Annotated in this window: 12 protein-coding genes; 10 read left to right on the plus strand and 2 right to left on the minus strand. The window is 72.1% G+C overall.

Annotation, left to right across the window (positions count from 1 at the left end):
• Window positions 1-3: 3 nt before the first annotated feature.
• The 5 genes from cobN to cobJ are packed head-to-tail and all read left to right on the plus strand — an operon-like array spanning window position 4 to window position 6,944.
• Window positions 4-3,522, plus strand: a complete 3,519-nt coding sequence (gene cobN / locus ASF25_RS10255; RefSeq protein WP_056304512.1) for a cobaltochelatase subunit CobN — start codon at window positions 4-6, stop codon at window positions 3,520-3,522.
• Window positions 3,519-4,766, plus strand: a complete 1,248-nt coding sequence (locus ASF25_RS10260; RefSeq protein ID WP_056304513.1) for a hypothetical protein — start codon at window positions 3,519-3,521, stop codon at window positions 4,764-4,766. Before cobN ends, ASF25_RS10260 begins: the two co-directional genes overlap by 4 nt.
• On the plus strand, window positions 4,763-5,395 hold the full coding sequence (locus ASF25_RS10265) for a precorrin-8X methylmutase (protein ID WP_056170295.1): 633 nt from the start codon (window positions 4,763-4,765) through the stop codon (window positions 5,393-5,395). Before ASF25_RS10260 ends, ASF25_RS10265 begins: the two co-directional genes overlap by 4 nt.
• The gene (locus ASF25_RS10270) at window positions 5,395-6,189 is read left to right on the plus strand and encodes a precorrin-2 C(20)-methyltransferase (protein WP_056304514.1); all 795 of its coding nucleotides are present in this window, start codon (window positions 5,395-5,397) and stop codon (window positions 6,187-6,189) included. The genes ASF25_RS10265 and ASF25_RS10270 overlap by 1 nt, the downstream gene beginning before the upstream one ends.
• Window positions 6,186-6,944, plus strand: a complete 759-nt coding sequence (cobJ, locus tag ASF25_RS10275) for a precorrin-3B C(17)-methyltransferase (RefSeq protein WP_056260735.1) — start codon at window positions 6,186-6,188, stop codon at window positions 6,942-6,944. The genes ASF25_RS10270 and cobJ overlap by 4 nt, the downstream gene beginning before the upstream one ends.
• Before the next feature lie 42 nt (window positions 6,945-6,986).
• Here the strand turns inward: cobJ and ASF25_RS10280 are convergent, their stop codons facing one another.
• Entirely contained in the window at window positions 6,987-7,715 is a 729-nt protein-coding gene (locus ASF25_RS10280; RefSeq protein ID WP_056304515.1) for a cobalt-precorrin-6A reductase, read from the minus strand.
• Window positions 7,716-7,729: 14 nt separating this feature from the next.
• Here ASF25_RS10280 and ASF25_RS10285 point away from each other — a divergent pair, with 14 nt between their 5' ends.
• The 4 genes from ASF25_RS10285 to ASF25_RS10300 are packed head-to-tail and all read left to right on the plus strand — an operon-like array spanning window position 7,730 to window position 11,452.
• Window positions 7,730-8,956: a bifunctional cobalt-precorrin-7 (C(5))-methyltransferase/cobalt-precorrin-6B (C(15))-methyltransferase gene (locus ASF25_RS10285; RefSeq protein ID WP_056304516.1), complete on the plus strand. Its 1,227-nt coding sequence runs from the start codon at window positions 7,730-7,732 to the stop codon at window positions 8,954-8,956.
• A complete protein-coding gene (locus ASF25_RS10290; protein WP_056304517.1) occupies window positions 8,935-9,351 on the plus strand; it encodes a cobalamin biosynthesis protein in 417 nt (138 codons plus the stop codon). Before ASF25_RS10285 ends, ASF25_RS10290 begins: the two co-directional genes overlap by 22 nt.
• The gene (gene cobM, locus ASF25_RS10295) at window positions 9,348-10,145 is read left to right on the plus strand and encodes a precorrin-4 C(11)-methyltransferase (RefSeq protein WP_056304518.1); all 798 of its coding nucleotides are present in this window, start codon (window positions 9,348-9,350) and stop codon (window positions 10,143-10,145) included. The genes ASF25_RS10290 and cobM overlap by 4 nt, the downstream gene beginning before the upstream one ends.
• Entirely contained in the window at window positions 10,142-11,452 is a 1,311-nt protein-coding gene (locus ASF25_RS10300) for a cobyrinate a,c-diamide synthase (RefSeq protein ID WP_056304519.1), read from the plus strand. The genes cobM and ASF25_RS10300 overlap by 4 nt, the downstream gene beginning before the upstream one ends.
• Before the next feature lie 31 nt (window positions 11,453-11,483).
• On the opposite strand, the gene ASF25_RS10305 is transcribed toward ASF25_RS10300, so the two are convergent.
• The gene (locus tag ASF25_RS10305; RefSeq protein ID WP_056170320.1) at window positions 11,484-11,894 is read right to left on the minus strand and encodes a helix-turn-helix transcriptional regulator; all 411 of its coding nucleotides are present in this window, start codon (window positions 11,892-11,894) and stop codon (window positions 11,484-11,486) included.
• Window positions 11,895-12,292: 398 nt separating this feature from the next.
• Between ASF25_RS10305 and ASF25_RS10310 the strand changes: the two genes are divergently transcribed.
• Window positions 12,293-12,625 carry an antibiotic biosynthesis monooxygenase gene (locus tag ASF25_RS10310; protein WP_056304520.1) on the plus strand — a complete coding sequence of 111 codons (333 nt, stop codon included), beginning with the start codon at window positions 12,293-12,295 and terminating at the stop codon, window positions 12,623-12,625.
• Window positions 12,626-12,688 lie beyond the last annotated feature (63 nt).

Consider the following 12,688-nt stretch of genomic DNA (forward strand, 5'->3'; position numbering starts at 1 on the left):
GCCATGCATCTGATCCGCGTCGATACGGTTTCCCTCGACGAGGGCGAAGCCGCCATCGATCTCGGTCAGGCGCCGGGCGACATCGTGTTCCTGTCGTTCACGGATTCCGACCTGTTCGGCGTCGCGGGCGCGTTCGCAGCGGCATTTCCGCAAGCCGGCGAGGGTCCGGCCCCGACCCTGCGTCTGGCGAAACTCGCGAAGCTCCGTCACCCCATGTCGGTGGACCTCTACGTCGACGGGGTTATCGCGCGGTCGAAATGCGTCGTGATCCGATGCCTCGGCGGGCTCGATTACTGGCGTTACGGCATCGAGCGTGCCGCTGCCGCCGCACGGGCGAACGGCGTTCGCCTCATCGTCCTGCCGGGCGACGACCGGCCCGACGATCGCCTGGATGCCTTCTCGACGGCGCCCGATCTCGCACCCGTCCTCGACGCCTATTTCCGGGCGGGCGGCGCCGACAACCTGCGCCGGATGCTCGGGCGGATCGCGGCCGAGATCGGCTTTCCCGGCACCGTGGAGGAGCCGCAGGCCCTGCCGCGCGGCTTCGTCTGCTGCCCCGGCTGCGGCCCCATCGACCGCGATCGGGCTCTGGCCGCCGGCCGGCCCTTGCAGGCGGGCACGGTGCCCCTGGCGCTCCTCGTCGTCTACCGCTCGGCGATCCTGTCGGGGGATGCCGCGCCCCTGGCGGCCTTGGGCGATGCACTCCGGGCCCGCGGCCTGCAGGTGCTGGTGGTCGCCGTCTCGAGCCTCAAGGACCCTGCGGCCCTGGCGGCGTTGCGCGACACCATCGCGGCGCGAAAGCCCGACCTCGTCGTGGCCGCGACCGCCTTCTCGGCCCGCGAGGATGCGGGCTTCGTCCTGGACGGCGCCGATTGCCCGGTGATCCAGGCCTACACCCTCGGCGCGGCCCACGCCGCGTGGGACGCCTCGGCCCGGGGGATGTCGGCGCCCGACCTCGCCATGCAGGTGGCCCTGCCGGAATTCGACGGCCGGCTCTCGGGCTTCCCGATCTCGTTCAAGGAGGACGGCCCCGAAATCGACGGCTTCTCCGAGCGCCGCGCACGTCCCTACGCGACGGGAATCGCGGCGCTCGCCGACCGGGCGGCGGCCTGGGTGCGTCTCGCCCGCCTGCCCCGGGTGGAACGGCGGCTCGCCGTGGTGCTGTCGGACTACCCGGCGCGCGGCGGCCGGGCCGGCTTCGCCGTCGGCCTCGACACCCCCGAGAGCGCGCGAGCTATGGTGGAGGACCTCGCGGCGGCGGGCTACGCCGCCGGCGCCCTGCCGCAAGCCGACGCGGTGATGCGCGCGCTCACGCACGGGCCACGCGATTTTTCGGTGTCCCTCGACGCGTATCGGGCGTGGTTCGCGGGGTTGCCGGAGGCCGATCGGGCCGCGCTGATCGCGTCTTGGGGGGAGCCAGAAGCCGATCCCCTTATCGTCGACGGCGCCTTCCGTTTTTCGATGGTGTGCCCGACCTCCCACCCACACCCTCATCCTGAGGTGGCGGAGCGGAGCGGAGCCCTCGAAGGAGGGGTCCAGTTGGACCTGCGATGCCTGGAACCCTCCTGCGAGTCTGCTCACGCGGCACCTCAGGATGAGGTTGGAGGTGGAAAGCGTGTTCGCGATCCGAACGGCCGCGTCGCCCTGTTCCTCCAGCCCGATCGTGGCCGTGCCGCCGACCGCAAGGCCGGCTATCACGACCCCGATGCGGTGCCGACCCACGCCTACCTCGCCTTCCATCTCGGCCTGCGCGAGAACTTCGACGCCCTGATCCATCTCGGAACCCACGGCACCACCGAGTGGCTGCCGGGCAAGGCCGTGGCCCTGTCGCCGAATTGCTGGCCCGCCCGCGCGATCGGGTCCCTGCCGGTGGTGTACCCGTTCATCGTCGACGATCCCGGCGAAGCCGCCCCCCTCAAGCGCCGCCTCGGCGGCGTGGCGCTCGGCCATCTCACGCCGCAGACCGAATGCCCGGGTCTCGACCCGGAATCGGCACACCTGCGCGAACTCGTGGAAGAGTACTCGGCGGCGAGCATCCTCGATCCGCGCCGCGCTGCGATCATCGCCCGCACCATCCTGGACGAGGCGGATTCGGCCGGACTGCTGGCCTCGGCGGGCATCGATATCGGCACCCCCATGCCGGATGCCCTGGCGGCGCTGGACGCCCATCTGTGCGATCTCGGCGAGGTCACCACCCGCGACGGGCTCCATGTCTTCGGCCGGGCGGCGCCTCAGGCCTCCGAAGCCGTGGCCGCCTGCGCAGCGGCCGAGCGCGACGGACTGCTCGCAGCCCTCGACGGTCGCTTCGTCGCCCCCGGTCCCGCCGGCTCGCCCTCGCGCGGCCGTACCGACGTGATGCCGACGGGGCGCAACCTCACCACCCTCGACCCGCGCAGCCTGCCGACGCGGGCCGCCACGACCCTGGGCGCCAAGGCCGCCGATGCCGTGGTCCGCCGCTACCTTCAGGACGAGGGCGAGTATCCCGCCCGCATCGTCATGGATCTGTGGGCGTCGCCGACGCTCCGGACCGGCGGCGAGGACGTGGCTCATGCATTGGCCCTCATGGGCGTACGCCCGGTCTGGGACCACGCCTCCACCCGTGTCACCGGTTTCGAGGTCTTGCCCCTGGCGCTCCTCGACCGGCCGCGCATCGACGTGACGGTGCGGGTCTCGGGGGCGTTCCGCGACACCTTCCCGGATACCCTCGCGCTCCTCGCCCGCGCGGCCGATTCCGTCGCGGCGCGTCACGAGGAGGACGCGGAGAACCCCCTCGCGGCCGCGCGCCGCCGGGGCGAGGCGACGCCCCGCGTCTACGGCGCGGCACCGGGCCGCTACGGCGCCGGCGCCGGCGGGCTCGCCCTCGACGGGGCCTGGGAGGAGCGCGCGGATCTCGGCCGCGCCTACCTCGACGCCACCTCGCATGCCTATGGGGGCGCATCGGACGTGGCCGATGCCGGCTTCGCCGCCCGCGTCGCCCAGGCCGATGCCTACGTCCATGCCTTCGACGTCGCCGAGCGCGACCTGCTCGACGGCGACGCCGCCGTCGAGGCCATGGGTGGGTTCGCCGCCGCAGCTGCTCTTACAGGGGGCCAGCCGACCCTCTACAGCCTCGATGTCGCGACCCCGGATGCCCCGAAGGCCCGGACGGCCCGCGAGGACGCGGCCCGGCTGATCCGCGGAAAACTCGCCCATCCGCGCTGGATCGCGGCGCAGCTGCGTCACGGCTATCGCGGCGCCCAGGAACTGGCGCAGGGAATCGACGCGGTCTTCGTCCTCGCCGCCACCACGGACGCCGTGTCGAATGCCGATCTCGACCGGCTCTACGGCGCGATGATCGCCGACTTCGACACCTTCGATGCCCTGCGCGCTGCGAACCCCGAGGCCGCCCGCGCCATCCTGGAGCGATTCGACGAGGCCCGCCGCCGGGGTCTGTGGACGACGCGGCGCAACGCCATGGCGGCCGACGAGCTGATGCCGGAGGCGATTGCGGCCGACGAACGCTTGCCGGAGGCGGCCGAGTGAACGTCGCCCGCCGCGTTCTGCCCGAGGCCGCGAGCCGGCGCGGCTGGTGCCCGAGCCTCGCCCGCCCGATGCAGACGGGCGACGGGCTCCTGGCGCGGGTCCACCCGCCGCTCGGGCGCCTCACCGCCGCCCAGGCGCGGGCCGTGGCCGAGGGCGCACGCCGCTTCGGCAACTGCCATATCGACGTCACCGCACGAGCCAACCTTCAGATCCGGGGCGTCACGCCCGAGACTCAAGGCATGCTCGCCCGCCACCTCACGGCCGTAGGCCTGGGGGATATCCGTGCCGATGGCGGCCCGCAGCGCCTGACCCTGACCGCGCCGCTGTTCGGACTCTCCGATTTGGCCGAGGCCGTGGAAGCCATCGGCCGCGCGATTCCCGGCCTGCCGCCGAAGGCCCTGGTGGCCATCGAGGAAACGGGCGCCTCCGGCCTCGGTCGGGCGGATGCGGACATCCAGCTCCGAATGGTCGCGCCGGACGGCATCGCCTGGTCTCTCGCAGGACCGGACGGACCGATCTGGTTCGCGCCGGTGACAACGGCGCGGGCACTCGCGCACGTGTCCGAGAGCCTGATTGTCCTGGCCGGGAGCGGAGCCCGGCGCATGCGCGACCTCGATACCTCACGCCGCAATCGTCTCGCCGGCACGGCGATGCCGGCCCCCTCCCCGATTCCGTCCCTGGCGCCTGGGCTGCACGATCTCGGAGACGGCCGGACCGCCCTTGCCGTCGAGACCGCCTTTGGACGCTGCACCGCCGACGCCCTCGATCGCCTCGCCGCGTGGAGCGAGCGGCTCGCGTCGCCCGGCCTCGCGCTCAGCCCGACCCGGGGCTTCGTGTTCGTGGGCCGCGACCGCGATGACGTCGATCGTGCCCGTCACGCCCTCGGCGGAGACGGATTTATCCATGAAGCCGACGATCCGCGCGGCCATGTCGCGGCCTGCCCCGGAGCGCCGGCCTGCGCCTCGGGCTCGACGCCGACACTCATCGACGCCGCCCGCCTCGCCGAGGCGCTCAAGGGCACGGGCATCGATGCCCACGTCTCCGGCTGCGCCAAGGGCTGCGCCCATCCGGGAGCCGCCACCCTCACCCTCGTGGGCCGGTCCGGTCGCTACGGTATCGTCCTTCACGGCCGTCCCGATGGCGAGCCGACGATGCAACTCACTTTCGAGGCCGCGCTGGACCGCGTAAGGAGTGCCGATCCGACCCAAACCCTCGCCCAAGCCTTCAGGACCACGACACCATGAGTTCGCGCCTCGATTACCTGCGCGACGGGCAGGCGATCTACGCCCGCTCCTTCGCGATGATCCGCGCCGAGGCGGACCTCGCCCGCTTCCATGGCACCGCCGAGCGGGTGGTGGTGCGGATGATCCACGCCTGCGGCATGACCGACCTCCCCCGCGACGTGGAGGCGTCGGACGACTTTGCGAGTCGCGGCGAGGCCGCGTTGAAGGCTGGCGCACCGATCCTGTGCGATGTCCGGATGGTGGCCGACGGCGTCACCCGCGCCCGCCTGCCCGCGAACAACCAGGTGATCTGCACCCTGAGCGATCCACGCGTGCCCGAACTGGCCGCCGCCATGGGCACGACCCGCTCGGCCGCCGCCATGGAATTGTGGCGCGAGCACCTGCCGGGCAGCGTCGTGGCGGTCGGCAACGCCCCGACCTCCCTGTTTCGCCTCCTCGAACTCCTCGACGAGGGCGTCGCCCCGCCGGCCGCGATCATCGGCATTCCCGTGGGTTTCGTCGGCGCGGCCGAATCGAAGGAAGCCCTCGCCCGCGATGGGCGCGTCCCCTTTATCGTGGTGCATGGCCGGCGCGGCGGCAGCGCCATGACGGCGGCCGCCATCAACGCCCTGGCGCAGGAGATCGAGTGATGGAGGCGGGCGCCCCCCTCCCCCCCACCGCGCCTCTCGAAGACGTGGCGAGCCCCGTGGCGAAGGTCACCGGCACCCTGTTCGGCGTCGGCATGGGTCCTGGGGAACCCGACTACCTCACCGTTCGGGCCATGAAGGTGCTGCAGGCAGCGCCTGTCCTCGTGCATTTCTGCAAGAAGGGCCGGCGCGGCAACGCCCGCACCATCGCGGACGCGGTGCTGACGTCCGACCCGGCGCGCGAGTTCCCCCTCGCCTACCCGTACACCACCGAGCTGCACCCCGATCATCCCGACTACGTCGCGGCCCTGGCGAGCTTCTACGACGACGCGGCGGGGCAACTGGCCGACCACCTCGGCGCCGGGCGCGACGTGGCGATCCTCTCGGAGGGCGACCCGTTCTTCTACGGCTCGTTCATGCATCTGTGGCGCCGCCTCAAGGACCGCTTCCCCGTGGAGGTGGTGCCGGGCGTCACCGGCATGTCCGGGTGCTGGACCCGGGCCGGAACCCCCATCACCTGGGGCGACGACGTGCTCACGATTCTGCCTGCGACCCTGCCGCAGGCCGCCCTCGTCGCGCGGCTGGCGCAGACCGACGCCGCCGTGATCATGAAGCTCGGCCGCCATTTGCCGAAGGTGCGCGCCGCCCTGGCCGAAGCCGGTGTGCTCGAGCGCGCCGTCTATGTCGAGCGCGGCACCATGACGGGCGAGCGCGTGGTGCCCTTGCGCGATAAGCCCGACGACGTGGCGCCCTACTTCTCCATGGTGCTCCTGCCCGGCGAGGGCCGCCGGCCGTGACCGGCTCCGTCACGGTGGTCGGCCTCGGGCCGGGCGACCCCGACCTGCTCACCCGGTCGGCCGAAGCGGCGCTCGCCCGCGCGCAGGACCTCATCGGCTACATTCCCTACGTCGCACGGGTTCCCGAGCGTCCGGGCCTGACCCGGCACGCCACCGACAACCGCGTCGAGGTCGACCGCGCCCGCCATGCCCTGGAGCTCGCCACAGCCGGACGTCACGTGGCGGTGGTCTCCGGTGGCGACCCCGGCGTCTTCGCCATGGCGGCGGCGATCTTCGAGGCGGTCGAGGCCGGCGATCCGGCCTGGGCGCAGCTCGACATCACCGTCGAACCCGGTATCACCGCCATGCTGGCCGCCGCCGCCCGCCTCGGCGCGCCGCTCGGCGGGGATTTCTGCGCCCTGTCGCTGTCCGACAATTTGAAGCCCTGGGAGGTCGTCACCGCCCGGCTCGAGGCGGTGCTGCGGGCCGATTTCGTGGTGAGCCTCTACAATCCGATCTCGAAGGCCCGGCCCTGGCAGCTCGGCCGCGCACTGGCGCTGACCGCCGAGATCCGCGCGCCCGACACCCCGGTGATCTTCGCCCGCGCCGTCTCGCGCCCCGACGAGGCGATCCGCGTCCTTACCCTGGCCGAGGCCCGCGAGACCACCGCCGACATGGCCACCATGGTGATCATCGGCGCCTCGGGCACCCGCCTGATTCCGCGCGGGAACGGGCTCCGGCCCTACGTCTACACCCTCCGCAGCGTGCCGACTTGAGGAGGTGAATTCTCCTCCCCGGGGGAGACGACTCAGCACCCGTCATGGTGTCGCGAGCCATACCAGGGCGCCGCTGACGTCGGTGACGCTTGGAACGTCGGGTTTCGGTGGCCGAACCACCATGATCACCCGCACCCCGAGATCCCGCGCGGCGGCGATCTTGCCGTAGGTCGCAGGGCCGCCGGAGTTCTTGCTCACCAGAATTTCGATGTTCTGGTCGCGCATGAAGGCCGCCTCGTCGGCCTCCGCGAAGGGCCCGCGCGCGGCGATCGTCGTGAGGTGCGGGACGTCCAGGCTGACGGATTCGACGGCACGCACCACGTAGGTGTGACGCGGCGCACCCGCGAATGCGCCGATCTCCTGTCGTCCCACCGTGAGGAAGACACGGCGCGGCACCGGTCCGAGGGCCGTCGCGGCGGCCTCCATCGTGGCGACTTCTTCCCAGCGATCCCCCGGCACCGAATCCCAGGCCGGACGGCGGATGGCCAGCAGCGGGGTACCGGTGCGGGCACAGGCCTCGGCCGCGTTGGCGCCCATGCGGGCGGCGAACGGATGGGTCGCGTCGATCACGTGGGTGATGCGGTTGGCCGCGATCCAGGCCGCGAGTCCCTCCGCCCCGCCGAAGCCGCCCACACGCATCGGCACCGGCTCGACTTTCGGCGCGGATGTGCGGCCGGCGAGCGACAGGGTGGCCTCGACGCCCGGCGGCAGAATCCGTACCAGGGCGCTGGCTTCGCCGGTACCGCCGAGAATGAGGAGACGCTTGAGCATGGGACGCCTTCTCCATGAGCGCTGAGCCAGTGTCGAGCCGGACGTGGCTCACCCTGGTGGGCATCGGCGAGGACGGCCGCGCCGGCCTGAGCCCCGCCGCCGCCGCCGCCCTCGACGGAGCCGAATGCGTCTATGGCGGACGGCGGCACTTCGACCTCGCCGGGCCCCTCGCCGCCGAGGCGCGGGTCTGGCCGAGCCCGATCACGGATGCCTATCCGGGTATCCTGGCGCGGCGCGGCCGGCCGACCTGCATCCTCGCCACGGGCGACCCGTTCCATTACGGCATCGGTGCCGAGATCGCCCGCCTCGTACCGGCGGACGCGATGCGGGTGTTCCCCCAGCCCTCCGCGTTCAGCCTCGCCTGCGCCCGCCTCGGCTGGGCCGTCGCCGAGACCGGCTGCCTCACCCTGCATGGGCGGGCGCTGCCCAATCTCGTGCCCCACCTTCAGCCCGGCGCCCACCTGCTCGTTCTCAGCTGGGACGGCTCCACGCCGGCGGCGGTGGCGGCCCTGCTGACGGAGCGGGGGTTCGGCGCTTCGGCCCTCACGGTGCTGGAGGCCATGGGCGGTCCGCGCGAGCGCCGCCGCAGCGCCCCGGCGGACACGTTCGCCCTCGCCGACATCGATCCCCTCAACACCCTGGCGATTGCCGTCGCGGCGGCACCCGACGCCCGGGTGGTGTCCCTGGCACCCGGCCTCGACGACGGCTGGTTCGAGAATGACGGCCAGCTCACCAAGTCCGACATCCGCGCCGTGACCCTGGCGGCCCTGCGGCCCCGCGCGGGCCAGCGCCTGTGGGATATCGGTGCGGGGGCGGGCTCCATCTCCATCGAGTGGATGCTGCGCCGGCCGGGCCTGCGGGCCGTCGCCGTCGAGGCGAATCCGGCCCGCGCCGCCCGCATCCGACGCAACGCCGATCATCTCGGCGTCCCGGGCCTCGTGGTGGTGGAGGGCGCGGCACCCACCGCCCTCGTGGGGCTGGAGCGCCCCGACGCGGTCTTCATCGGCGGCGGCGTCACGGCAGCGGGCCTCCTCGACCGGGTGATGGACGCCCTCGCCCCCGGCGGACGCCTCGTCTCCAACGTCGTCACCCTGGAGGGCGAGGCGGTCCTGCTCGCCGCCTTCGCGCGGCAGGGCGGCAGCCTCAAACGTCTCGTCGTGGCCAAGGCCGACCCGGTGGGCCACCTCCACGGCTGGCGCCACGCGATGCCGGTGACGCAATGGGCGTGGACGAAGCCGTGACCGACCGGCTGGTCGCGGGCCTCGGCTTTCGCCGTGCGACGTCCGCCGACGAGATCCTCGCCCTTCTCCACCGGGCTCTGGCGAACCAGAGCGCCCCCCTCGGGTGCCTCGCCACCCCGGCCGACCGGGCGGATGCACCCGCCATCCGGGCCGTCGCCGGGGCCCTCGGGGTTCCCCTGGTCGCCGTCGCGGCGGACGCCATGATCGCCGTGGACGCCCGGGTCCTCACCCGGTCCGCCCGCATCGCGGCGACGCGCGGCGTCGGCTCCGTGGCGGAAGCCGCCGCCCTTGCGGTGGCGGGCGCCGCCGCGACCCTCATCCTGCCCCGCATCGCGAGTGCCGGGGCGACATGCGCCCTTGCGCTGGCCCGCGAATCCGTCACTCAGGCACCATGACCGTCCATTTCATCGGCGCCGGCCCGGGTGCCGCCGACCTCATCACCGTGCGCGGCCGCGATCTCATCGCCCGCTGCCCCGTCTGCCTCCATGCCGGCTCCCTGGTGGCGCCCGAAATCCTGGGCTGGTGCCCCCCGGGCGCGCGCATCGTCGACACGGCGCCCCTCGACCTCGACGCCATCGTGGCCGAATGCGCCGCCGCCCACGCGGCCGGGCACGATGTCGCCCGCCTGCATTCGGGCGATCTCTCGATCTGGAGCGCGCTGGCCGAGCAGACCCGGCGCCTGACCCAGGCCGGCATTCCCTACACGGTGACGCCGGGGGTGCCGTCCTTCGCCGCCGCCGCGGCCCTGCTCGGGCGCGAACTCACCGTGCCGGGGCTGGCCCAATCCGTCGTCCTGACCCGCACGTCGGGCCGGGCCAGCGCCATGCCGGAGCGTGAGACCCTCGCGGCCTTCGCGGCGACGGGCGCGACCCTGGCCCTCCACCTCTCGATCCACGTCATCGATCGGGTGATCGCCGAACTGACGCCGTTCTACGGGCCGGATTGTCCAACCGCGGTGGTGTTCCGCGCCACTTGGCCCGACGAGCGGGTCCTTACCGGAACCCTGGCGACCATCGCGGCCGCCGTCACGCAAGCAGGCCTCGAGCGCACCGCCCTCATCCTCGTCGGCCCGGCCCTCGACCCGGCCGAGTTCCGCGAGAGCGCCCTGTATTCGACGGCGTACGACCGGCGCTTCCGGCCGCAGGCGGGAACGCGAGCGGCCGGCACGGCGGCGGGAGAACGCTCATGAACGTGCCCGGCCTCCTCGTCGCCGCACCCCGGTCGAGCTCCGGCAAGACCACCGTGACCCTCGCGCTGATGCGGGCGCTCAGCCGGCGCGGACTCGCCGTACGCGGCGCGAAATGCGGACCGGACTACATCGACCCGGCGTTCCACGCCGCCGCCACGGGCTTTCCGAGCTTCAACCTCGACAGCTTCGCCATGCCCGAGCCCATGCTCGACGCCGTGGCGGGGCTCGCCGGCACGGACGCCGACCTCGTGGTGGCCGAGGGGTCCATGGGGCTGTTCGATGGGATCGTCGCCGGCGCCGGCCGTACGGGGGCCAACGCCGACATCGCCGCCCGCTACGGCTGGCCCGTGCTCCTCGTCCTCGACGTGTCGGGGGCCGCGCAATCGGCGGCGGCCGTGGCGCTGGGCTGCTCGCTGTACGATCCGCGCATCCGCATCGCGGGGGTGATCCTCAACAAGGTCGCTAGCCCGCGTCATCGTCGCCTCGTCGAGGCGGGGCTGGCGCGGGTCGGCCTGCCGGTCCTCGGCGCCCTCATGCGCGACGCGACCCTGACCCTGCCCGAGCGCCATCTCGGCCTCGTCCAGGCCAGCGAGACCAACGACCTCGATGCTCGCCTCGACCGGCTGGCGGACCTGGCGGAGGCCGGTCTCGACCTCGACGCGATCCTGGCCGCCGCTTCCGGCACCACGCCGTCGCCCCGGCCGGGCGCCCTGCCGAACCCGCCGGGCCAGCGCATCGCCGTGGCCTCGGACGCGGCGTTCTCGTTCCTGTATCCGCACATGGCGGCGGGCTGGCGGGCGCAGGGGGCCGAACTCGTCCCGTTCTCGCCGCTCGCCGACGAGGCGCCGCCGGTCTCCTGCGACGCGGCCTGGCTTCCGGGCGGCTACCCAGAGCTTCACGCCGGCCAGCTCGCGGGCGCGTTAACCTTCCTCGGCGGTCTGCGCGACTTCGCTGTGCAAAAGCCGATCCACGGCGAGTGCGGCGGCTACATGGTGTTGGGCGAGAGCCTGGAGGATGCCGACGGGGTCACCCACCCCATGGCCGGCCTGCTCCCGGTCGCGACGTCCTACCGGACGCGCAAGTTGCACCTCGGCTACCGCGTCGCGACCCTCATCGCCGACGGTCCCCTCGGGGCCGCGGGCACGCGCCTCGTCGGCCACGAATTCCATTATGCGAGCGAGCGCACGCCCGCCCCCGGGGCGGAAGCGGCCCTGGCCAGCGTCACCGATGCGGAAGGTGTGGCCCTCGGCCTCGCCGGGCATCGACACGGGCGCGTGACGGGCAGCTTCTTCCACCTGATCGGATAGCCCGCCGAAACCGGGCCGTCCGATCCAGGGCTCAAGCCTGTTCGACGACGGCGTCCGGCTCCGGAGCCTGCTTGCCCATCTTCGAGATCGTCCGAACGATGGAGAGAGCATCCTTGCGGAGCTGGTCGTTCTCGATCAGCGCGTAGGCACGCAGCAGTTCGATGGCGCCCTGGGCACTCAGGAAGCCGAAGACGTCCGACTGGGTGCCGCCGGCGTCGTCATCCTCGAAGAACGCCGAGACCGGGACTTCGAGGAGTCGGGCGATCTCGCGCAGGCGCCCGGCACCGACGCGGTTCTGGCCCTTCTCGTACTTCTGGACTTGCTGGAACGTCACGCCGACGGCGGTGCCGAGCGCGGTTTGACTCAAGCCGCGCGCCTTGCGGAGGGCGGTGATCCGCAATCCGACGAGGCGATCAACATCGGTGGTCTGCTTGGGCATCATATCTCGATTCAGTCCTTAGGTTAGATGGACGCTGCCGCCTGGACCAATGACGGAAACTGATCGAAAGGAAGCGTGTCGCCCGGTACCGTACGACCCTCGATTGAGTTCGGGCGCCCGATCCATGATAACGTGCGCTCTAATGGATCGGCGGAGAAGCTCAGCGTACCGTTCCCCCTGGTGGTTACAGTCATTTTACTCGTTTTCGACCAAAACCCCATCGCGGCGGTAGCTTGACCACAAAGCCGGACCGAAAGGCAAGCGTTCCCTTGGGACGAAGCGGCCTTCGCGGTAGGCTGGGTAAGATGATTGACGCCATGGAGTGGTACTTCCGGTTGTCGCATCGGCCGGGCTAGGATGTCGGTCGACCCGAACCTCATCGGGAAACGTGGAACCTTATCATGTATATCGCGATGAATCGCTTCAAAGTCGTCAAGGACTCCACCGATGATTTCGAGCAGGTTTGGCTCGGGCGGGACAGCCAATTGGGCGAGATGCCGGGCTTCGTGGAATTCCATCTGCTCCGCGGTCCCGAGCACGAGGACCACGTGCTGTACGCATCACACACGGTCTGGGCCTCGAAATCCGATTTCGAATCATGGACGCGCTCGGAGCAGTTCCGCAAAGCGCATGGCCGGGTGCCCACGACGAAGCCGCTCTACCTCGGTCATCCGCAATTCGAAGGCTTCGAGACGATTCAGACCTTGGGCGGCGCGGTGAACCCCCCGGCCTGACATCTCTCCGAGGGTACCCCGAACGGGACCGGCGCAGAAGTGCCGGCCCCGGTCGGGCAGGAT

It is taken from the genome of Methylobacterium sp. Leaf100, from assembly GCF_001422845.1.
In the GTDB taxonomy this organism is placed as follows: domain Bacteria; phylum Pseudomonadota; class Alphaproteobacteria; order Rhizobiales; family Beijerinckiaceae; genus Methylobacterium.

Coding starts and splice junctions, on each gene's coding strand:
- cobN (WP_056304512.1), top strand. CDS start 4: ATGCATCTGATCCGCGTCGATACGGTTTCCCTCGACGAGGGCGAAGCC.
- ASF25_RS10265 (WP_056170295.1), top strand. CDS start 4,763: ATGAGTTCGCGCCTCGATTACCTGCGCGACGGGCAGGCGATCTACGCC.
- ASF25_RS10270 (WP_056304514.1), top strand. CDS start 5,395: ATGGAGGCGGGCGCCCCCCTCCCCCCCACCGCGCCTCTCGAAGACGTG.
- ASF25_RS10280 (WP_056304515.1), bottom strand. CDS start 7,715: ATGCTCAAGCGTCTCCTCATTCTCGGCGGTACCGGCGAAGCCAGCGCC.
- ASF25_RS10285 (WP_056304516.1), top strand. CDS start 7,730: ATGAGCGCTGAGCCAGTGTCGAGCCGGACGTGGCTCACCCTGGTGGGC.
- ASF25_RS10290 (WP_056304517.1), top strand. CDS start 8,935: ATGGGCGTGGACGAAGCCGTGACCGACCGGCTGGTCGCGGGCCTCGGC.
- cobM (WP_056304518.1), top strand. CDS start 9,348: ATGACCGTCCATTTCATCGGCGCCGGCCCGGGTGCCGCCGACCTCATC.
- ASF25_RS10300 (WP_056304519.1), top strand. CDS start 10,142: ATGAACGTGCCCGGCCTCCTCGTCGCCGCACCCCGGTCGAGCTCCGGC.
- ASF25_RS10305 (WP_056170320.1), bottom strand. CDS start 11,894: ATGATGCCCAAGCAGACCACCGATGTTGATCGCCTCGTCGGATTGCGG.
- ASF25_RS10310 (WP_056304520.1), top strand. CDS start 12,293: ATGTATATCGCGATGAATCGCTTCAAAGTCGTCAAGGACTCCACCGAT.